Source organism: Thermaerobacter sp. FW80 (assembly GCF_004634385.1).
GTDB classification, from domain to species: domain Bacteria; phylum Bacillota; class Sulfobacillia; order Thermaerobacterales; family Thermaerobacteraceae; genus Thermaerobacter; species Thermaerobacter composti.
In genome coordinates, this window is sequence record NZ_CP037895.1 from 2,476,750 (window position 1) to 2,497,268 (window position 20,519).

The 20,519-nt window shown below is 76.6% G+C and carries 17 protein-coding genes; 5 read left to right on the plus strand and 12 right to left on the minus strand.

All coding sequences use genetic code 11. The annotated features are described in order from the left end of the window. Window positions 1–153 precede the first annotated feature (153 nt). The 5 genes from E1B22_RS10310 to E1B22_RS10330 form a co-directional block, all read right to left on the minus strand. A complete protein-coding gene (locus E1B22_RS10310; RefSeq protein ID WP_135225584.1) occupies window positions 154–1,806 on the minus strand; it encodes a long-chain fatty acid--CoA ligase in 1,653 nt (550 codons plus the stop codon). Between the two features lie 300 nt (window positions 1,807–2,106). Next, window positions 2,107–3,024 carry a coenzyme F420-0:L-glutamate ligase gene (locus E1B22_RS10315; protein ID WP_243123336.1) on the minus strand — a complete coding sequence of 306 codons (918 nt, stop codon included), beginning with the start codon at window positions 3,022–3,024 and terminating at the stop codon, window positions 2,107–2,109. Beyond that, the gene (locus E1B22_RS10320; RefSeq protein ID WP_243123337.1) at window positions 3,009–3,710 is read right to left on the minus strand and encodes a hypothetical protein; all 702 of its coding nucleotides are present in this window, start codon (window positions 3,708–3,710) and stop codon (window positions 3,009–3,011) included. The genes E1B22_RS10315 and E1B22_RS10320 overlap by 16 nt, the downstream gene beginning before the upstream one ends. Before the next feature lie 385 nt (window positions 3,711–4,095). Next, entirely contained in the window at window positions 4,096–4,986 is an 891-nt protein-coding gene (locus E1B22_RS10325; RefSeq protein WP_135225585.1) for an N-acetylmuramoyl-L-alanine amidase, read from the minus strand. Window positions 4,987–5,455: 469 nt separating this feature from the next. Beyond that, window positions 5,456–5,947, minus strand: coding sequence for a pyruvoyl-dependent arginine decarboxylase (locus E1B22_RS10330; RefSeq protein ID WP_243123876.1), 492 nt, complete (start codon window positions 5,945–5,947; stop codon window positions 5,456–5,458). Between the two features lie 706 nt (window positions 5,948–6,653). Between E1B22_RS10330 and E1B22_RS12740 the strand changes: the two genes are divergently transcribed. The 3 genes from E1B22_RS12740 to E1B22_RS10345 all read left to right on the plus strand — a co-directional run bounded on the left by E1B22_RS12740 (window position 6,654) and on the right by E1B22_RS10345 (window position 10,359). Then, complete coding sequence (locus E1B22_RS12740) at window positions 6,654–6,893, plus strand: aspartyl-phosphate phosphatase Spo0E family protein (RefSeq protein ID WP_167758914.1); 240 nt, start codon at window positions 6,654–6,656, stop codon at window positions 6,891–6,893. A gap of 44 nt (window positions 6,894–6,937) precedes the next feature. Then, window positions 6,938–8,023 carry an HAD hydrolase family protein gene (locus E1B22_RS10340; protein ID WP_135225588.1) on the plus strand — a complete coding sequence of 362 codons (1,086 nt, stop codon included), beginning with the start codon at window positions 6,938–6,940 and terminating at the stop codon, window positions 8,021–8,023. 380 nt (window positions 8,024–8,403) lie between these two features. Then, window positions 8,404–10,359, plus strand: a complete 1,956-nt coding sequence (locus E1B22_RS10345) for an adenine deaminase C-terminal domain-containing protein (RefSeq protein ID WP_243123339.1) — start codon at window positions 8,404–8,406, stop codon at window positions 10,357–10,359. A gap of 145 nt (window positions 10,360–10,504) precedes the next feature. Here the strand turns inward: E1B22_RS10345 and E1B22_RS10350 are convergent, their stop codons facing one another. The 3 genes from E1B22_RS10350 to E1B22_RS10360 form a co-directional block, all read right to left on the minus strand. Continuing rightward, the gene (locus E1B22_RS10350) at window positions 10,505–11,482 is read right to left on the minus strand and encodes a ketopantoate reductase family protein (RefSeq protein ID WP_135225589.1); all 978 of its coding nucleotides are present in this window, start codon (window positions 11,480–11,482) and stop codon (window positions 10,505–10,507) included. A gap of 332 nt (window positions 11,483–11,814) precedes the next feature. Next, window positions 11,815–12,789: a fumarylacetoacetate hydrolase family protein gene (locus E1B22_RS10355; RefSeq protein WP_135225590.1), complete on the minus strand. Its 975-nt coding sequence runs from the start codon at window positions 12,787–12,789 to the stop codon at window positions 11,815–11,817. A gap of 156 nt (window positions 12,790–12,945) precedes the next feature. Beyond that, window positions 12,946–14,598 (minus strand): hypothetical protein, encoded by a 1,653-nt coding sequence (locus E1B22_RS10360; RefSeq protein ID WP_135225591.1) that lies wholly within the window; start codon window positions 14,596–14,598, stop codon window positions 12,946–12,948. A gap of 405 nt (window positions 14,599–15,003) precedes the next feature. On the opposite strand from E1B22_RS10360, the gene E1B22_RS10365 reads away from it, so the two are divergent. Both E1B22_RS10365 and E1B22_RS10370 read left to right on the plus strand, forming a co-directional pair. Continuing rightward, window positions 15,004–16,185, plus strand: coding sequence for a YeeE/YedE family protein (locus E1B22_RS10365; protein WP_135225592.1), 1,182 nt, complete (start codon window positions 15,004–15,006; stop codon window positions 16,183–16,185). 149 nt (window positions 16,186–16,334) lie between these two features. Further along, window positions 16,335–16,667: a sulfurtransferase TusA family protein gene (locus E1B22_RS10370; RefSeq protein WP_135225593.1), complete on the plus strand. Its 333-nt coding sequence runs from the start codon at window positions 16,335–16,337 to the stop codon at window positions 16,665–16,667. Here E1B22_RS10370 and E1B22_RS10375 read toward each other — a convergent pair. From E1B22_RS10375 to E1B22_RS10390, 4 genes are all read right to left on the minus strand, one after another. Then, a complete protein-coding gene (locus tag E1B22_RS10375) occupies window positions 16,651–18,135 on the minus strand; it encodes a cell wall metabolism sensor histidine kinase WalK (RefSeq protein ID WP_135225594.1) in 1,485 nt (494 codons plus the stop codon). The two genes, E1B22_RS10370 and E1B22_RS10375, sit on opposite strands and share 17 nt — an antisense overlap. Before the next feature lie 4 nt (window positions 18,136–18,139). Beyond that, on the minus strand, window positions 18,140–18,913 hold the full coding sequence (locus tag E1B22_RS10380; protein ID WP_135225595.1) for a response regulator transcription factor: 774 nt from the start codon (window positions 18,911–18,913) through the stop codon (window positions 18,140–18,142). Between the two features lie 224 nt (window positions 18,914–19,137). Further along, window positions 19,138–19,719, minus strand: a complete 582-nt coding sequence (locus tag E1B22_RS10385) for a sulfite oxidase-like oxidoreductase (protein WP_135225596.1) — start codon at window positions 19,717–19,719, stop codon at window positions 19,138–19,140. Window positions 19,720–20,223: 504 nt separating this feature from the next. Then, window positions 20,224–20,475 carry a DUF1232 domain-containing protein gene (locus tag E1B22_RS10390; RefSeq protein WP_135225597.1) on the minus strand — a complete coding sequence of 84 codons (252 nt, stop codon included), beginning with the start codon at window positions 20,473–20,475 and terminating at the stop codon, window positions 20,224–20,226. Window positions 20,476–20,519 lie beyond the last annotated feature (44 nt).

Genomic DNA, 20,519 nt, shown 5'->3' on the forward strand with positions numbered 1-20,519 from the left:
CCCTGCGGCTAGAGCGGGTGGCGGTCGCGGCCCGCCCCGGGCGGCCTCGCTCCTGCCGCCGAGGGCCGCCGACCGCCACCCACTCCCGCCGGCACCTGACGCCGCCACTGCCGCCGCCGCCGTGGTCGCCCTGGCGCGGATCCCGGTGCCTCGCTAGGCCCTCGCCTCCGATGGGCCGCCGCCGGAGGCCAGGCGGGCCTTCTCCTCCTCCACCAGCACCCGTCGCAGGACCTTGCCCACCGCCGTCTTGGGCAGCTCCCTGCGGAACTCGACGAGCTTGGGCACCTTGTAGGCCGCCAGCCGCTCGCGGCAGAAGGCGATGATCTCGTCGGCGGTGACGGAGCGGCCCGGCCTGGGGACGATGTACGCCTTCACCGTCTCGCCGCGGTAGGGATCGGGGACACCGGCCACGCAGCACTCGGCCACGGCCGGGTGCTCGTAGAGCACCTCCTCCACCTCGCGCGGGTAGACGTTGTACCCCGAGGCGATGATCATGTCCTTCTTGCGATCGACGATGTAGAAGTACCCGTCCTCGTCCATCTTGGCGATGTCGCCGGTGTAGAGCCACCCGTCCCGCAGGGTCTCCGCCGTCTCCTCGGGCCGGTTCCAGTAGCCCTTCATCACCTGGGGGCCGCGAATCCACAGCTCGCCCACCTCCCCCGGCCCCAGCACCCGGGTGCCCGTCTCCACGTCGACGATCTCGGCGTCGGTATCCGGGTAGGGGATGCCGATGCTCCCCGGCTTGCGCAGGCCGCGGACCGGGTTGGAGTGGGTGACCGGCGATGCCTCGGACAACCCGTACCCCTCGACGACCCGGGCACCGAACCGCCGCTCGAAGGCGTTCATGACCTCCAGCGGCAGCGCCGCGCCCCCGGAGTTGCAGAACTCGATGGAGCCGACCCCGTACTCCTCGGCGTTGGGGTAGTTGTTGACCGCCACGTACATCGTGGGCACGCCGGGGAAGAAGTGGGGCCGGGTCGCCCGGATGATCTCCATGACCTCGGACAGTTCGAAGCGCGGCACCAGGATGAGCTCGTACCCCGAGGCGAGGCCGTAGTTCATGCACACCGTCATGCCGTAGGAGTGGAAGAGGGGCAGGATCGTCAGGATGCGGCCCTCACCGGCCTTCATCCGCTCCTCGGCCGGGAACCAGTGCTGGGTCTGGACCACGTTGGCCACCAGGTTGAAGTGGGTCAGCATGGCGCCCTTGGAGCGGCCGGTGGTGCCGCCGGTGTACTGCAGGACGGCCACGTCGTCCCAGGGGTCGATGGCCACCGCCGGCGGCTCGCCGGCGGCGCCGGCCAGCAGGTCTTCGAAGGACTTGGCCTCCGGCCCCGGCTGCACGTTGCCCAGCAGCCGCGCCACCAGGATGTGCTCCAGCCGCAGGTCCCCCAGGGCGGCCTGGACCGTCGGGTACACGGCATCCGCCACGATCAGGACCTTCGCGCCGCTGTCCCCGATCAGATGGGTCAGCTCCCGCGGCGTGTAGAGCGGGTTCACCTGGGCGACGATGGCGCCGAGGCGCAGGGTGGCGTAGTAGGCGATCACGTACTGGGGGCAGTTGGGCAGCATGAGCGCCACCCGATCCCCCTTGGCCACCCCCAGGGCCGCCAGGGCCGCGGCGCACCGGTTGACCCGCGCCCACAGCTCCCCATAGGTCATGCGCACCATGTAGTACCGCAGGGCGGGGAGGTCGGGGTGCTCCCGCGCCCGCTGGGCCACGAGCTCGTGAAGCGGTACCTCGGGGTAGTCGAGATGGGCCGGCACGTTGGCCGGGTAGTGCTTGAGCCACGGCCGTTCCGCCATGTTCGCTCCCCCTCTCGCGGTGCGACGCCCCACCCGGAAGGCTCCATGGCGAGATTCGCCGCAGCCGGGTGGAACCCTGTCTCGGTGAGGCGGGTTCCTCCGCGGCCTCGTGCCCGTCGGACGAACCGGCCCCCGGCCCCGGGGCCGAGGACGGTCGCGTAGAGGCCCCTGGACCGCGCCGGCCGGCGCCGCCCCGTGGTGCCCCCTCGGCCCCCGCAGCCGAGGGCCGCCGCGGGCACGCCGCAGCCGCGGACGGCGGCCCCAGGGCCCCGGCGAGCGCCCGACCCCGCGACGGGCGCACTACGGACGCGGCGACGGCCTGGCTCCCGCCGTGCGGGGTTCGTCCGCCCGGTCGGTCTCGCCCTCGGGGCGGGGTTCGCCCGCAGGGCCGCGTCCATCGGCGGGCGGCGGTTCGCCCGCCGAGGCGGGTTCGTCCGCGGGACGGCCCTCGTCCGCACGGCCGGGTTCGTCCGGCCGGGGGCGCAGGATGGCCAGCGGCGCCTGCTGGTCCGTGTTGCCCCAGGGGTTGGCGCGCATCACCTCGACCACCGCCTGGCGGTCGACCCCCGGGCTCGCCCCCACCACCTCCGCCCGGCCGAGGTCGTTGGCGTCCACGATGCAGACGCCGATCCCGGGGCCCAGCGCCCGCGCGAGACGGTGGGCGACCCCGTCGGGGTCGGCCGGCGGCAGGACGATGTGCTTGTCGAAGGGCGGCAGCGTGCCCATGACGTCGTCGATGACCCGGGCGTAGTACCCCGCGATGCGATAGAAGTCGCCGCTGCGGCGCAACAGGACCCGGCTGATCCCGCCGACCAGGAAGGCCAGGCCCACCCGCCACCGCCCGGTGTGCTCGATCACCGCCTGCAGGGAGTGGGGCGACGAGCAGCTGCCCTCCTGGTCGATGAACCGCGACACCAGGCGGGCCAGGATCCCCGGGCGCAGCTGCTCCGGCCGCACCAGGCGGCCCTGGGTGATGGACACGATCTTGGTCGAGACCGCCACCACGTCGCCGGGCTGCAGCCGGCCCCGGGTGTAGCGGGTCACCACCTCGGCGAGGTCGTGGGCGGGGGTGATGATCTCGGTGCGGATCACCTCGACCGCGAAGCGGGGCCGGTCGCCGGCGCCGGCCCCTGCGCCCCGGCCGGCCGAGGGGGACGAACCCGGCCTGCGGGCGGCAGCGGGCGCCAGACGGCGCCGGACCCTCAAACCCGGGGCCACGGTCGACCCCTCCCCTCGCCACCGCGGGCCGCCGCCGGGCGGGGCGGGCCCGCGGCGCGGCCGCCGGCGGCGGCGATCGGGCCGGCGGTCGCGGATCGCCCGGTGACGATGCCGGCCGGTGGGCGGGCGGCCAACGCCCGCCCACCGGCCGTCGGCTTGCGCCGCAGGCCCGCGGCCGCGGCCTGGCCGGGACGGGCCGCGGCCAGGGGCAGGCGCACCTCGGTCAGCACCCACCGCAGGGGCGTGCGCCCGATGCACCCGTGGCGGACCACCAGGCCGAGCTCCTCCAGTTGGGACAGCCGGTCGATGACGTCGTCGGGCCCGAAGGCGGCCAGCTCCACCTCCAGGGGGACCACCTGGGCGGGCTCGAGCAGGGCGGCACTCCAGTACCCCGTCTCCTGCACGCCCGGCCAGAAGAGGGCGACGGACCACCGCAGCGGGGCCGCCCAGCGGCCCAGGAACTCCGGCCGGATCAGGATCTCGTAGAGCATGCCCTTCTGTCGCCCGCGGTTCACCATGGGCAGGCGGAAGCGGACCAGCCAGCAGCCGGGTCGCCGCTGGATGCCCAGGACCTCCACGGCCCCTGCCTCGCACCGCACGTCGGCGTCCCCCTGCCGCCGCAGGTAGGCCGCGAGGCCCGCCGGGGCCGCGGCCAGGCCGGCCAGGACCCATGCCAGCCAGCGCAAGGGGCTCCCTCCCTGCGCCGCGCTCGGCGACCCGCCGTCCCGGCGGGACGGGCGCCCGGCGGTGGCGGGACCGTTGCCCCGGCGCGGCGCATCCGCACCATATGCGCCGGGGCCGGGGGCCGTCACGCCGGCACCGGCGCCCGAGCCGCAGGCCCGCGGCACGACGGGAGGGCCCCGGCCGGGGCACCCCTCCCCCCCAGGGGCCCGGGACGGACCCGCGGGGGCGGTGAGGGTGTCCGGGGCCGTCACCCGCTCCGGACGGCGGCGGGGCAGGGTTCCGCGGGAAGCGGCCCCCGGGGGTGCCCCGCCGCCGGCGCCCCGCACCGGCCGCGCATGCCGGGGCGGGCCGACCCGCCGGGCCGGCACCCCGGCGGGTCGCGGTCCCCTAGCGGTCGCGGAGATCCGGCGCGGGCTCGGGGCCCACCTCGCCCCGTCGATGGCGGATGACGCCGCGGACGATGGCCTCCGCCAGCTGGCGGCGCCGCTCGGGGTCGTGGAGGAAGGCGCGGTCGTGGGGGCTGTCGACGAAGCCGAGCTCCACCAGCACGCCGGGCATGCGGGTCAGCCGCAGCACCCGGTACCGCCCGGTCTGGATCTCCCGGAAGTTGGCCGGGTCGACCTTCTTGAGCTCGTCCTGGACGAGGAGGGCCAGCCGCCGGCTCTCCTCCCGACCGGGGAAGTAGAAGGTCTGGGCGCCGAAGCAGGAGGGATCGGGGAACCAGTTGACGTGGATGCTGAGGAAGTAGTCGGCCCGGTTGGCGTTGGCGATCTCGATGCGGGGATCGAGGTCGAGGTCCTCGTCGCGGGTCCGGGTGAGCAGCACCCGCGCCCCCTGCTCGCGCAACAGGTCGCGCAGCAGGAAGGAGAAGGCCAGGGTGATCTCGCTCTCGACGGTGTTGGAGGGCAGGTGGCAGGCGCCGCGGTCGACGCCACCGTGGCCGGGGTCGACCACGATCAGGGTGCCGGCCAGGGGACCCCGCGCGGGCGAGGCGGCCATCCCCGCCACCCGGGCGAGGGCCAACAGGGCGAGGAGGGCGAGGACGAGCCCCGGGGCCCACGGGCGGCCACCCCGGCCCGAGCGCCCTGGGGAGCCCGCGCCCGCCCCGGGCGCCGGCCCCGCTCGCACCCCCCGGTCCGGGCCCTCCCGGCGGCGGGAGAGCAGACTTCCCCATGCCGGGCAGCCCAGCCCGGTGCGCCATGGGGCGCCGCCCGCCTGGGCGCTCCAGGCGGGCGGCGCCCCGACGCCCCGTACCCCGCCAAGGTCGCCGCGGTGCAAGGCTGCCTCCTCCCAGCGGGGGCGCGCGCCCCCGGGAGCCCGGGCCCGGGGCGGCGGGCGATGCGCGGGTGAACCGGCATCGCCGGGCCGGCCTCCGGTCGGCCGGCCTGTGGGCGATGGCGGTGGCCGTCGGCCTGGGCGTGGCCCTGGCCGCGGCGGACGGCTTGCGGCGGCCGGCGGCGGCCCTCGGCCCGGGGCGCTCCGGGTGGCTGGCGCCCGCCGCCGGCCGGCCCCCGCCGGCGCGCCGTCCCCGGCCGATCCTCCCCGGCGCTGGCCCCGCTCGGCGGTCGCCGCAGCCCCCCGGCCTGTCCCGCCGGCCGCGGGCACCCGGGTCGATCGCGCCGGGCCGGCCAAGCTGCCGGCGGCCGGGCTCGGCGGTGGCCGTGCCGTGGGAGGCGGTGCCGGCGTCCCCGGCGGGGCCCCGGGGGCGGTAGGTCCCGCCCCCGGGGCCCCGCCGGCCGGGCGACGCCTAGGCCCCGTACCAGAGGACGCAACCGGCGAAGACGCACCCGCACCGCGCGACCACGTGCTCCACGGAGCGCACCAGGATCTCCCGCGGGCGCCCCCCACGAACGACGAAGCTCTCCTCCACCATGCGGCGGATGGTGGCTTCCACCTCGCTGGCACTGGCATATGCGGTGTGCTCCATGATCATGCCGAAGCGGCCGGGTTCGTCCCGTCCCACGGCGACGGCCGCGGCGATGCGCGTGCCGGGCTCGGCGGACACCAGCCGACCGTAGGCGATGGGCACCAGCGCCCCGGGGGGTAGCGCCAGCCGCTCCAGCGGCTGGGCACCCGGCGGGAGGATGCTGGAGACCTTGACCAGGTTGACGTTGGCCACCCCGGCATCCAGCAGCGCCGCATCGAAGGCCGTCAGCGGGGTCTCGCCCTCGGCCCGGCCCGTCACCAGGGCGAACCGGTTGGGAATGGGCAACACCATGGGCACCTCCCGGCCGTTCATCCGCCGCACCGGGCACCGTCGCGGCCCCCGCCCCCGCCGGCGTCCGCCCCGCGGTGCCGGGACCCGGGGCCCGGGGCCCGGGATCCTTCCGGCCCGATCCCGACGCCGGCGTCGGGCGCCAGCCCCCAGGCGGCCGCGGACGCCACGGAGCCCCCGGGCAGGTGGGCCCCAACCGTGGCCGACCCGGCGGGGACCGCCGCCCGTCGCCTTCCCGGCCGCGGCCCTCCTCCGGCGCAGCGGCCGCGCGGGCCGCGTAGGCCGACGACCCGGTGCGAGACCAGGGCATCTCTCGGCCCATGCTATGGCCGGGTCGCCCGGGGGGTGCACGGCCGCCCGGGGCGCCGGACGGGTGGGAGGTACCGCCGTGGTGGCTTCGCGGCTCCGTGGCGACGTGGCGGCTCCGCGGGGGGATCGCGGGGTCGCCAAGCCGGTTCGTCCACAACCGGCGGCCGGCTCATCCCCAGGAAGAGCGGGCTTATCCCCAATGGACCCCGCTGTTATCCCCAGGAATCGACACTTGCCCACAGCTTGTCAACAAGGAGCGACACGATCTCCCAAGAAGGGACAGCCCATCAGCGGCCTGCACCACCGGTCGGCCCCCCGGACCCGGGTCGCCCCGAGGGGAGGGCGGGGCGACCCGTCGTCCGGGGGAGGGACCGGGTCCGCCCGGATGGATCCTGCCGCTTCCCACCGGAGGTGGACGGTCATGCCGTCCCCGCAACCTGCCCGCCGGTCCGTCGACGTCGACCCGGTCGCGCACCGGGCCGCCCAGGTGGAGATCGAACGTCTGCGCCGGATGCTCTACCGCATGGCCCGCCGCCACGGCTGCAGCGATCCCGCGGTGCTGGATCTCAGCCGGCGGCTGGACGCCCTGATCGTCGGCTGGTACCGGGCCCACCGCGGCGGCGAGGCGCCGCACCCCGGCCCCGCGACCACCGCCTCGTGATGCCTCGCCACCGCCTCGTGATGCCTCGTGATAAAATCCAGGACATGGACCACCACGACATCCCCCGGGCGGAAGCGAGACGGGAACGACCCGACCTCCCGGACCGCGGGGACGCTGCCCCCGGCCCCGCGGCCCTGGACCGCATCGACTGGGAGGCCTTTCGGCTGGTGGCCGTCGACCTGGACGGGACGGCCGCGGGTCCCGATGGCCGGGTCAGCCCGCAGGGGCTGCGGGCGCTGGCCGCTGCCGAGCGCGCGGGCCTCCACCCGGTCATCGTCACGGGTCGCGCCCTGCCGGCCGCCATGGGGGTGTGGCTCCGCGCCGGGCTGAGCCGTCCGGTCATCGTCTGCGGTGGAGCCCTGACCGCATGGCCCACGGCCGGCCGCCCCCTGCGGGAACGCCCGCTGGATCCGGCGGCGGTCCAGCGCGTGCTGCGGTTGGCGCGGGAGCTGGACCTCATCCCGTTCCTCTACGGTGCCGACGGCATCGTCACCGACCGCCCCAGCGCCTGGCGCGACCGCCTGGCCCACCTCAACGAGACCCCCATCCCCGTCGATCCCGACGGCCTCACGCCCGTGACCTCCGACGGCCTCACGGCGGACGAACCCGGCCCGGTGTCCGATCCAGCCGGGGGACCCGCGGCTCCGGCCCAACCGCCGGCGGATCCGCGCCACGGGCCGGCAGGGCTTGCGGCGGGGGCGGCGGGGGCGGCGGATCCCGCCACCCCCGCCGGGGGGCCGCGGGGTCGGCCGGTCTACAAGGTGGTGCTGGCCACGGACGCCCAGCGGGCGGCGCGGGTGCGGCCGGCGGTGGAACGGGGCCTCGCGGACCTGGACGCCTGCTGCGTCGCCACCCTGCCCGGCCTCCTGGAGATCGTCCGCCCGGACGCCACCAAGGAGGCCGCCCTGGCGGACCTCTGCCGCATGCTGGGCGTGCCGCGGGAGGCGGTGATCGCCATCGGCGACGGGGAGAACGACCTGGGCATGATCCGGTGGGCGGGGCTCGGCGTGGCGATGGCCAACGCGCAGCCGGAGGTCCGGGCGGCGGCCCGACTGATCATCGGCCATCACGCCGACGACGGCGTGGCCCGCTTCCTCGAGGCGGTGGTGAGCCGGCGGCAGGCCCGCTGAGGCGAGGATGCGGTCGCGGGGGCAGCTGCGGGCTGCGCCGGGACCGCGCCGGCCCGGAGGCGCGCTGGTCGTCCGGCCCAGCCCGCGGCTGCCCGGCCCGGTGCGGTTCGTCCCCCGAGCGGAACCGCTGCCCGTCGGGTTCGACAGGGATCGGTGACGGCGCAGCGGTCCGCGGCCGCTCGTCCGCCCAGCTGCCCTGCAGCCCGGCCCCCGGCCGCCTGGCGACCCGGCCGACAGGGGTCGGTCAGGCCCGGCGCCGGCAGGGCGCCGGGACCGGGGCGGCCAGGCACGACGCCGGCAGGGCGCCGGGACTAGGGCTGCGAGGGGGCGGCCCGTGCCGGCACGGGCCGCCCCCTCGCAGCAGGAAAGGAGGCCGCGGCGTGCGCATCCCCGACCGTGGATCCCGCAGCTCCGCCCCATCCCCCGCCGGCGATGCCGTGACCGAGGCGGGGCCGGGGCAGGCGTGCCTCGCGTCGGCCGCCCGGGCCGCGGGGGCCCGGGATTGGCGGCACGAGACGGCCGCCGCCCGGGAGCTGGCGGTGCGCGTGGCGATGGGCCGGCGACCGCCCGACGTGTGGTTTCGGGGCGGTACGGTGCTCAACGTCTACACCGGCCGGTGGGAACCGGTCGAGGTGTGGGTGGCGGGAGCCCGCATCGCCTACGTGGGTCCGGATCGGCCGACCGTCGGCCCCGACACCCGGGTGGTCGACTGCCGCGGTCGCTACCTGGTGCCCGGCTACCTGGAGATCCACGCCCACCCCTTCCAGCTGTACTCGCCGCGGGCCCTGGGGGCCGCCATCGCCCCGCGCGGGACCACCACGCTGGTCAGCGATACGCTGCTGCTCGGACAGATGCTGGGCCGGCGGTTCCCCGCCGTCCTGGACGCCGGGCTCGTCGCGCCGGTCCGCGACCTCTGGGGACTGCGGGTGGCGCCCCAGTCCGTCACCCCGGCGCCGGGTGGGCCGGCCCGCTCCGACCTGGAGGACCCGGACTTCGCCGCCGCCTACGGCATGACGACCGCCGAGGGCATCGCCCTCCTGCAGCATCCCCGGATCGTGGAGATCTTCGAGTGGACCCGGTGGGCGGACACCCTGCGCCGGGAGGCGCCCCTCCCCGCCGTGCTCGCCGCCGGCCTCCAGCGCGGCCTGGCCGTCGACGGTCACGCCCCCGGGGCATCCCACCGCACCCTGGCCGCTCTGGCCGCCGCTGGGGTGGGCGACTGCCACGAGAGCATCCGCGCCGACGAGGTGCTCGCCCGCGTGCGCCTCGGGCTCTTCGCCATCCTGCGCCACAGCTCGCTGCGACCCGATCTGCCCGCCCTGATCGCCGCGGCGCGGGAGGCCTTCGCCCAGGGCTACGGCCATCGCCTGGCGCTGACCACCGACGGTCCCACCCCGGCCATGGTGGAACGGGGCTTCCTCGACCTGGCCCTGCGGGTCGCCATGGAGGCGGGGCTGGAGCCGGATCAGGCCTACCGCATGGCGACGATCAACCCCGCCACGTACCTCGGCCTGGACCGATACCTGGGCGCCATCGCCCCCGGCCGCCTGGCGGACGTCAACGTGCTCCAGCATCCGGAGGACCCCGTCCCCCTGGCGGTGTGGATCGACGGACGGCCGGTGGCCCAAGAGGGGCGCTTGGTGGACGAACCGGCCCCCCTGGACTGGGACGCGCTGGGCCTGGGCGCCCGCCGGGTCGCCGTCCGTGCCGAGGCGGTGCGGGAGGCGTTGCGGTTCGCGGGCGCGGGCCACCGCGGGCGGCGCGTGGCCCTGCCCGTGATCCGCCTGGTCGACGCCGTGATCACGCGGTGGGAGACGCGCGAGGTCGAGGTCGACGCCGAGGGGATGCCGGTGCTGCGAGCGGAGGACGACCTGCTCGCCGCCCTGCTCTTCGCGCCCACCGGCGGGCGGGTGACCCGCGCCCTGGTGGCGGGGTTCGGGAGCGGGATCGAAGGGCTGGCCTCCACCTACACCATGGCCGGGGGGATGCTGGTCCTCGGCCGCCGCCCGGAGGCCATGGTGCGGGCTGCGGCCGGCGCCGCCGGCGGCGGCATCGTCCTCGTGGAGGGGACGCGGGTGCTCTTCCACCTCCCCTTGCCGCTGGGCGGGTTCCTCTCCGACCTCGACATGCCCCAGCTGGCCCGCCGCTGCCGCGAGCTCGAGGCCCTCCTGCGCGAGCGCGGCTACCCCTACCACGACGCCATCTACAGCCTGCTCTTCCTCTCCGCCGATCACCTGCCGGGACCTCGATTGACGCCCGCCGGCCTCTGGGACGTCAAGGGCCACCGCCTCCTGGCACCGGCCGTGACGGCGGCGACCCCGCCAGGATCCGGGTGAGGCCACCCTCCCGGCGCGACCTCACGCCGGCTGGCCGGGCCGGGTGGCTCGCACCCGCCGGCGCAGCGCCTCGCCCCGCGGGCCCCGAGGGGCGTCGCGCGGCTCGCGGTCCGCCAGGGCGCAGCCGCGGCGAGCGGGCGGCCCCTCACGCGTCCGCGCCGGCCCGCAGACGGATGGCCGCGGTGACCGCCTGTTGGCAGGGCGTGTCCACGCCGTGGCGCTGCCCGTAGCGCACCACGGTCCCGCACAGGGCGTCGACCTCTACGGGTCGCCGCGCGGCCAGGTCCCGCTGCATCGACGAGGTCATCGCGGGGTCCATCCCCATCGTGGTCGCCATGACCTGTTCGAAGGCGTCCGCCGGCAGGTCGACCCCGGCTGCCCGCGCCACCGCCACCGCCTCCCGGACCATCCGCTCGTAGACCTGGCGTCCGTCGGGATCGCCCAGCACCGCGCCCAGCGGCCGGTTGGCGACGGCCGTCATGCCCCCCATGGCCGAGATGAAGATCAGCTTCATCCACATGTCGGCGACGATCTGGGTGGAGATGCGGTGCGGGATGCCGGCGGCGGCGAAGGCGGCGGCGATGCGCTCGACCCGGGGGGTGACGCGGCCGTCCAGCTCCCCGAAGGTGATGTCCCGCCGCGGGCTGGTCTGCCGGATCCGGCCCGGCTCCACCAGGGCCGTCTCGATGTGGCACAGGCCGCCCAACACCCGCTCGCGGCCGAAGCGGCGCTCCAGCACCTCCAGGTAGTCCACGCCGTTCATCAGCGGCAGGATCGCCGTGTCGGCCCCGACCAGGGGCTCCATCTCGTCCAGCGCGCCCTCCAGGCTGTAGGCCTTGACCGCCAGCAGCACGAGGTCGGCGCCCTGACCGGGTGCCACGGCCAGTTCCTCCGCCAGCCGCACCCCCCGGTCGCTGGCCACGGGGCGGATGCTGAACCGGCCGTGGACGCTCTCCACCTTCAATCCGTCGCGGCGCATGACCCTCAGGTGGCGTCCCCGGGCGAGGAACCCCACCCGCGCCTCGTGTAGCGCGGACCCGGGTTCCGCCCACTCGGCGGCTCGCGCCAGCAAGGCGCCGAAGTAGCCGCCGACGCCACCGGCGCCGATCACGGCGATGCGCACGATCTCACCCCCATACGCGGAGGATGGCCCTCCCCGCCGTGGCGACCGGCCGGACCTCGGAACGGCGTCGGCCCTCCCCGCCGTGGCGACCGGCCGCACCCGGGACGGCGTCGGCCCTCCCCGCCGCGGCGACCGGCCGGACCTCGGAACGGTGCCGGACTTGCGGACTTGCCCGCCGACCCTCGGGACGGCCGCCGCATCGGCACCATCGCCATTCGCACGGGGTACGGGTCCTGCCCGCCGACCGGGGAGACGACCGCCCTGACGACCGCCGCGGGCGACGGCCCCTCCCCCGGCGGTGCCGCGGCCCCCGACCCGGCGCCGGCGTCCGATCACGCAGGCAGCCGGTCGACCACCGGGTTGCGCAGCCGTCCCAGGCCGGTGATCTCGATCTCCACCACGTCGCCGGGCCGGAGGAGGCGCGGCGGGTCGAAGCCCATGCCGACGCCGCCGGGGGTCCCGGTGGCGATGATGTCCCCGGGTTCCAAGGTGATGCCCGCCGACAACGTGGCGATCAGCGCGGGGATGTCGAAGATCAGCTGGCGCGTGTTGGCCTCCTGGCGGAGCTCACCGTTCACCCAGGTCCGCACGTCCAGCTCGACGGGCCAGCCCACGGCGTCCCGGTGCACCAGGTACGGGCCGGTGGGGCAGAAGGTGTCGAGGCTCTTGCCCAGGTGCCACTGGCTCGTGCGGCGCTGGAGGTCGCGGGCCGTCACGTCGTTCAGCACCATGTACCCGAAGACGTGTTCCCGTGCCCGCTCGGGGGGGATGGCGCGACCCCGCCGCCCGATGACCACCGCCAGCTCGCCCTCGTAGTCGACCGCCTCCGTCACGCCGGGGTGGGTGTAGATCGGGTCGCCGGGACCCGCGATGGACGACGCCGCCTTGCTGAAGACCACCGGGTACCTCGGGATGTCGCGACCGCTGATCTCGAAGACGTGGTCGCGGTAGTTCAGCCCGATGGCCATGACGTCCTTGGGCGGCCGGGCGATGGGGGCCAGCAGGCGCACCGCCTCCGCCGGGTGCCAGAGCGGGCGGGCGGCCGGCTCGCGGCCGTCGGCGCCCTCGCCGCCCGGCAAAGCCGCATCGTCCCCCGCCGCCTGGGCCCGCTGCCACCACTCCCGGGCGGCCGCCACCGCCTGCTCGCCCAGGGCGATCCAGGCGACCATGTCGGCGGGGACCTCCGGCCCGCCCCACCGGGCCCGGGCGGCGGCCAGGTCCAGCACCCGCCGCAGACGGCCGCGCTCATCCACATCGGCCAGACCCAGGGCGATCCGACCCGCTCGTTCGAACCGGACGAACCGCAACCGGCATCCCTCCCGTCGGCGTCGCATCGGGCGCAGCAGGTAACGCTAGGGAATTCCCGGCGGCCGGCGACGATCCTGCAAGCGGCGAGGCGGGGTGCCCGCGCCGAGAGCACCCCGCCTCGCCGCTTGGGCCGGTTCGCCCGCTGGCCGGAAGCGCTACCGCTGCGGCCGTCCGGTGGCGCCGGCGGCCGCCCGAGCGCCGCGCCCCTGCCCGCGGGCTTCGCCCGCCCGGTCCTTGCCGTGGGCCGTGCCCCGCACGCCCGGCGTCGGCCGTTCCGGCCGTCGGTCCCCGTCGTCGGGGGCCAGCCGCGGCGACGCGTGGTCGTCCCGCCCGGCCCCGGAGGTCCGGGGGGCCGGGGCAGCCGCTCCGGCGTCCCCGGCGGGCGCCTTCCGCGATGCCGTCGCGTCGTTCACCGCGGCGCCCCGGCTCGGGGTGCCGGCGGCCGCGGGCTGCGCGGGCGTCGCGGAGCCGCCGGCCGGTTCGTCGGCCCGCGGCGCCACCGCGTCCGGCGTGGCGTCCGATCCGGCCGGGTCGGATCCGTCGTCCTCGGGTTGGCCGCGATGGGCCGCGGCGATCCACCGGCCGGGCTTGAGGTCCCGGCGCTCGATGCCGTACAGGGCCAGGAGCTGGTTCAACCGACGGCCGAAGGCCTCGAGGCGAGCCGTCGTCCCCTCCTCCTCGCCGGTGTCCGCGGCGATCGCGGTGGCCGCGCCGCCGGCCGCCGTCATCCCTGCCGTGCCGGCGACCGACCCGTCCCCCGCACCTTGGCTCGCTTCGCCGCCCGTTCCCGGCGCCGCGCCGATGTCCGGCAGCGGGGCCGCACCCTCGGCGGCCGGCAGGGAGGCCGACGGGTCCGGCTCCGGCGCGGCGGCGCCGTCCGCGTCAAGGGCGGCCAGCTGGGTGGCGACGTCCATGGCCGTCAGCGCCTCGCCCTTCGCCAGCCGCACGGCCTGGGCGACGGCATAGAGCAGGGCGATCTGGCCGTAGCCGTAACCCTGCTCCCGCAGGGCGGCGATCTCCTCGGGCTCCATCATCGCCACGGAGCCCGCCACCAGCTGGGCCTCGGCCGCCGCCTCCAGCGCCTCGTCCAAGGCGCTCCCGGAGCGATCCCCCTCGGCCCCGCCCGCGGACACGGCGCCGTCCTCGGGGGCGGCCGCGCCGGCGTCCACGGCCCCTTCGTCCCCCTCGGCCGGGGCCGGCTGGCCGTCGGCCCGATCGCTCACGGGGGAGACCGCCCCCGGGGCCGCCGCGGTCCCGGTCCCCGCGCCGGCAGCGGCCCACCCCGCCGTGCCGTCCGCTTCCGGCCCTGCGGCCGCGGGCGGGGTCGCGTCCGTCCCGCTGGGCGACTCGCCCGCGGCCGCGCCGACGCGCTCGGGCAGCTGAGCGACGCGGGCGACCGCCGCCTCGAGGGCCTGGACCGCGCGGGCCGTGTCGGCCCCGTTGGCCGCGGCCTCCACCAGTTTCGCCTGGGCCAGCCGCAGGTAGGCGACGACCTCGTCCGCCAGGCGCTGGAACCACGCCGAGTCCGGCCCCAAGCCCGCCATCGCCTCCGCCCGTGCGGCGGCGAACCCCGCGGCCAGGGCGGCCTCGGTCGCCGGGTCGCGGCTCGCCCAGAGCCGCACGCGTTCCACCGCCGTTCGGACGTAGTGCCCGACGGCGACCACCCACGCCGGTTCACCGCCGTTCCCACCCGGCTCCGCCGTACTCGCCAGGGCGACCCCCGGCACCGCGGCCGAGGCGATCACGGCGCCGAGCAGGAGCGTGGCCAGCCCCCGGCAGGCCGGCCTCGCACCGTGCCATCGTGGCACACCATCACCTCCCACCACGGTCTGCTCCGGGAACGGGCGAACCGGGGCCCCTCGCCGCAGCGGCCTCCGACGAGGGGCCCACCTGCGCTGGCCGTGCAAGGGAGCCACGCAGGCCCCGTTCCCGTCCAGCGCCCGCGTTCTCGTCCAGCCAGATCTTCGGATCGATCCGCGCCAGGTTTGGGGGTCCCACACCCGAATATGGGCGGCCCCGCTCGGGGAGGCCCGCTCGAGGTCCCGCGGGCGAGGCGATCGTCTTCCACCCTGGGGATCCCGCCGCGGTGGATCCGGCCCCGCCGTCGGTCCCCCTCGCCGGCCCGGAATACTTACTTTGTCTATCGGCTTCGTTGACCCCACGTGGCCTCACGGGTACAATCGCGGTTGAATCGGCAACGGGGAGGCGCAACCATGCAGCTCGGCTGGTCGACTCTGCTGGCCCTGGGTGCCGCCTTCGGCGTGGTCTACGGCTTTCTGCTGCAGCGCAGCGACTTCTGCTTCACCTCGGCCTTCCGCGACCTGTACGCCTTCCGTCACACCCGCGTCCTGCAGGGCATCGTCGTGGCCGTGGTCGTCACCACCCTCGGGTGGGGCCTGGCGATGACCGCGGGATGGGCGACCCCCGAGCGGCTCTGGGTGCCGCCCGTCGGTTGGAACAGTCTGCTGGGCGGCTTCCTGTTCGGCGTCGCCATGTACATCGCGGGTGGGTGTGCCTCGGGGACGCTGTACCGGGCGGGCATGGGATACGGCCAGTTCTGGCTGACCCTGGCGGGCATGGGGGCGGGCTACTACGCCTTCCTGCGCCTCTTCCCCGACGTGCTCGCGCCGCACTTCTTCGAGCCGCTCGCCATCACCGGACCGGTGACCCTCTATCGCCTGCTGCCGTGGCCGCCGCTGATCACCGCGGCGCTGGCGGTGGCGGTGCTGCTGGCGGCCATCGCGGTGGTGGCCGGTCCGGCGTCCATCGGCCGCGCCGTGGCGGAGACGGCCGCGTTCTTCCGGCAGGGTCCGGCGGCGCTGCTGCGGCTGCGGTCCTGGGACACCCGGGCGGTGGGGCTCTTGCTGGGCCTCGTGTCCACCCTGCAGTTCAGCCTCTGGACCATCTGGGGGATCACCGGCCCGGAGACCCGGCTCGTGGCGGTGGCCTGGGGGGCGCTGGACGACCCGGCCCGCGTCGCCGCCAACCCCTATGTGGCCAACCTGTTCCGCGACTACCCCGGGCTGGTGCCGGGGCCCGAGGAGCTGCTGATCGTCGGCATCATCGCCGGTGCCGCCCTCTCGGCGCGACTCAACGGCACCTTCCGCTGGCGCCGGCCCCGGCTGCGCCGGCTTCCCAACGCGCTGGCGGGCGGCTTCCTGCTGGCGTTCGCCTCGCGCCTGACGCCGGGGTGCAACGTCGGCAACCTCCTGAGCGGCCTGCCCGCCCTGTCCCTGCACAGCCTGCTGGCCACGGTGGGCATCGCGGCCGGCATCTACGCCGCGTGGAAGGTGGCCCACCTGCGGCAGGCCGCGGCGGTGCGGTCGTGCGGGGTCGAACCGGCGTCCACGCCCGCCGAAGGCGCCGCGACGGCCTCGCCCTCGGCGGTGTCGTGAGCCGGCGGCCGGGTTCGTCCGACGAAGGCAGGCGCCGGCCGGCGGCCTGCCCGGCGCGCGTCGCCGCCCGCCGCTGGCGGTCTCCCAGCGACCCGAGCGCTTCCGGATGCTCCGGATGCGAGGCGGAACGGAGAGGAGGATGACCGACCATGGCCCTGTTCAAGCGCCCCAATCTGGAGCAGGCTCGCCAGCGCCTGGCGGCCCTCAGCGGCGCCAACCTGGTCGACCGGGTGGGTGGGGACGCCCCCATCGCGGTGGACCGCGAGATCGACGTCACGGGCGAGATCTGCCCCTACCCGGTGGACGCGGCCCTCGAGGCGCTGGCCGCCATGACCCCGGGCCAGGTGCTGGCCGAGCTGACGGATCACACCATCTCCACCCACACCGTGCCCGCCGCCGTCGAGCGCTCCGGCCTCGGCGAGGTCTTGCGGATCGAGGAGAAGGAGCCGGGGCTGTACCGCATCCTCATCCGCCGCCGTTGACAGCGCGGCCCGGTGCCCCGGCCGCCGGGACGGCGGGGCCGCCCGCCCGAGGCAGGACGAACCAGAAGCGCGCACCCCTGCCCGGCGCCGAGGCAACGCCGACCCGTCCGCCGTGGGCCTCCACCAGGGCGCGGACGATGCTGAGTCCGAGGCCCGCTCCCCGGCTGCGGGCCGCCTCGCGGCCCCGGTAGAAGGGCTCGAACACCCGCGGCACGTCGGCGGGGTCGATGCCGGGGCCGTCGTCGGCCACCTCGACCCGCACGCCCTCGGGGACGGCCGTGGCCGTCAGGGTCACGTGGCCGCCCGGACCGGCGTGGCGGGCGGCGTTGTCCACCAGGTTGCCCAGCACCTGGGCCAGGCGGTGGGGGTCGGCCTCCAGCCCCACGCCCGCGAGGGAGGGGTCGATGCGGGCCGTCCAGCGGGCGCCGCGCTCCCGCACCAGCGCCGCCAGGGCGGTCTCCCGCTCCTGGAGCCACGGGCCGACCGCGAAGCGCGCCAGCCGCAGGTCGAGCTGGCCCGTCTCGATCTGCGCCAGCTGGAACAGGTCGTCGATCAGCCGGCCCAGGCGCTCGGCCTCGGCCACGATCTGGCCGGCGTGGCGCGCCGCGTCGGGCCCGGGCGCGACCACCCCGTCGCGCAACGCCTCGCCCAGCCCGCGGATCACGGTCACCGGGGTGCGCAGCTCGTGGGAGATGGTCGCCAGCATGGCGCGCCGGAGGGCCTGGGACCGGCACAGCTCCTCGACCAGGGCCTCGATGCGCTCGGCCATGTGGTTGAATCCGGCCGCCAGACCGGCGACCTCGTCACGGCCGGCGACCTCCAGGCGTCGGGAGAGGTTGCCCGCGGCCAGCGCCGCCGCGGCCTCCTGGATGGCCGCGAGCCGGCGCACCAGCCGGTATCCCACGGCCCATCCCGCCGCCAGGGCCACGGCCACCGCCACCCCGGTCCCCAGCACGATCCAGGTACCCAGCTGGCGGCGGACCCCCACCAGTTCCCGCAGGGGGCGGAAGACCACCACGGCTCCGAGGGTGCCCTCCCCGCCCGGGGTCGGGATCGGCGCCACGGCGACCACGGCCGGCACGTTGGCGAGGACCTCCCGCACGCCGTAGCCCGGCACGCGGATGCCCGAGATCACCTCGGGGGCCAGCCGCCACCCGCGGAGATCGCCCGTCAAGGTGGCGGAGTTCCACCGGATCTCGCCGGCCGGGTCGACCACCAGGACCTCCCCGTCCACGTACAGGCGCGAGAGGCGGACGGCGGCCAGGTCGGCCAGGTAGGTGGCCGGGCGGCCGGGGAAGGCCTGCACGTCCAGGAGGGCCACCACGCTGCGGGCCTGCCGCAGCAGCACCGGACCGAGGGCGTGGACCATGGCCTGCTCGGCCACCCTCGGCGCGCCCACCAGGAGCAGCAGTGCCACCACCGCGAGGATGGCGGCGTAGATCACCCCCAGCCGCCAGGCCAGCCGCACCGCCTCACCTCCCGGGCCTCGTCCCCGCCCTGGGCGATCCCGGCCCTGTCGCCTCACCGGGGCGTCCTGGACCGGGCGCACCCGCCTCCCCCTCGGGGTCGAACCGGTAGCCGACGCTCCACACCGTCTTCAGGTAGCGCGGCCGCTGGGGATCGGGCTCGATCTTCCGGCGCAGCCGCTGGACGTGGACGTCGACGGTACGCGTGTCGCCGGCGTAGGCGAAGTCCCAGACCCGCTCGAGGAGCTGCTGGCGGGTGAACACGCGGTGGGGATGGGTGACCAGGAGGGCGAGGAGGTCGAACTCCTTGGGGGTGAGGGGCACCTCGCGACCGTCGACCCGCACCCGCCGCGCCGCCAGGTCGACGGCGCACGGGCCGAAGCGGACCACCGCCGGCACCGGCGACCGCGGTCCCCGGGCGGCGCGGCGGAGCACCGCCCGCACCCGGGCCACCAGCTCCCGCGGGCTGAAGGGCTTCGTCACGTAGTCGTCGGCGCCCAGCTCCAGGCCCAGCACGCGGTCGGTCTCCTCGGCCCGGGCGGTCAAGCACACGACGGGCACGCCCTGTTCCACCAGCTCGCGGCAGAGGTCGAGGCCGTCGCCGTCGGGGAGCATCAGGTCGAGCACCACCAGCGCCGGGGCCTCGCTGCGCAAGGCGGCGCGGGCGCCCGCCAGGCTGGCCGCCTCCCGCACGGCGAACCCTTCGCGTTCCAGGTAGAGCCGGCAGATCTCCCGAATGCCCGGCTCGTCGTCGACCACCAGGATGCGCTCCGCCGCCACCCCCGCGCCCCCTCTCCCGGCTCGCGGGCGCCGCCCCACCCCCTCCGCGGCGCCGCCCGCCGCCCGATGCGCCCCGGCCCGCGGCGGGGCGAGCGGAAGGGCCGGGGCAGCCGCTCCCGCGAGGCCGATGGGATCCCCCGCACCCGGCGCCGGCGACGGGGAGCGTCGCGCGCCCGCCGCGCCCCGCGGACGCGGGGCCGGGTTCATCCCGGCACACCGGCCGGTCAGAGCCGATAGCGCTGCTCCTTCCACGGATCGGCCTCGTCGTGGTAGCCGCGGACCTCCCAGTAGCCGGGCCGGTCTTCCCGCAAAAGCTCGAAGCCGCGCACCCACTTGGCGCTCTTCCAGAAGTAGCGGTGCGGGACCAGGAGCCGCACGGGGTAGCCGTGCTCGGGTGTGAGGGGCTTCCCTTCGTACTCGAAGGCCAGGAGCACGTCGTCGCGATACAGGTCGTCCAGCGGGATGTTGGTGGTGTAGTCGGGATCGGCGTGCACCAGGACGAACCGGGCCTCCGGGCGAACGCCGGCCTCCTCGAGCACCCGGGCCGCCGGGACGCCGCGCCACCGCGTCCCCAGCTTGCTCCAGCGGGTTACGCAGTGGATGTCCACCACCACCTCCCGCGTCGGCAGTCGGCGAAACGCCTCCCATGTCAGCGTCAGCGGCCGCTCCACCTCGCCGAAGACGCGGAAGCTCCAGTCGCTCAGGTCGTCGCGGTAGCGGGGCACGACCCCCGTGTGCAGCACGGGGAACTTCTCGGTCACCACCTGGCCCGGCGGGATCCGTTGGCGCAGCGAGGCCTCCGCCATGCTCACCACCTCCTCGACCGCCCCGGCCCCTGAAACCCCCTGGGACGCACGGCCCCGACACCTGGCGATGGTGGCCGTGCCCTGCCGCCCGGTGGACGCCGGCCGGGTCCCCTCCCGCGCCGGACCCCGTCCCGGGGCGCTGCCTCGGCGCGCTGCCGGGGTCGGGCGGCATGGTCCCCTGCGGGTCCCGGGCCTCGGGCGGCTGCCTCGTACGGCCGCATGGTTCGGCGGGACGGACCCCTTCGGGTCCGCGGGAGCCCTGCGCCCGCTGGTTAGTCTCCCCCGGCCCGCCCGGGCCGGGCCGTCCGCACCCACCCGCACCCGCGGCCGGGGGGATCGCGGCAGGGCCGGCGCCCGTCGCATCCGACGCGGCGATCGGCCGCTCCAGTCCGGGAACGATCGGCCGCTCCGGGCCGGGAACGCCACCGGCATCCAAGGCGTCGGTCGCCGCGGCGGGCCCTTCCGCCACGTCCCCCGCCACCTGCCGGACGAACCGGCGGCGGCCTAGTCGCGGCGCCGCGCCCTCTGCAGCTGGTGCCGGAGGACCTGGTAGGCGATCCAGACCGCGGCGGCGTCGTCCAGCCAGGACAGCGGTGGCAGCCCCGGCAGCAGATCCGCCGGCCACAGCAGGTACAGGGCCGCCAGCAACGCCACCAGCCGCGGTCCCGTCCCCGCCCGGGGATCCCGCAGGAACCGGATGACCTCAAGCCAGTCCCGCCACCCGGGTCGCGGGCGCCGCCTCCATGCCCTCGCCACGGCCGCAAGCCCCTTTCGGCCCGGGCCCCTGCGCCCCTGGGACC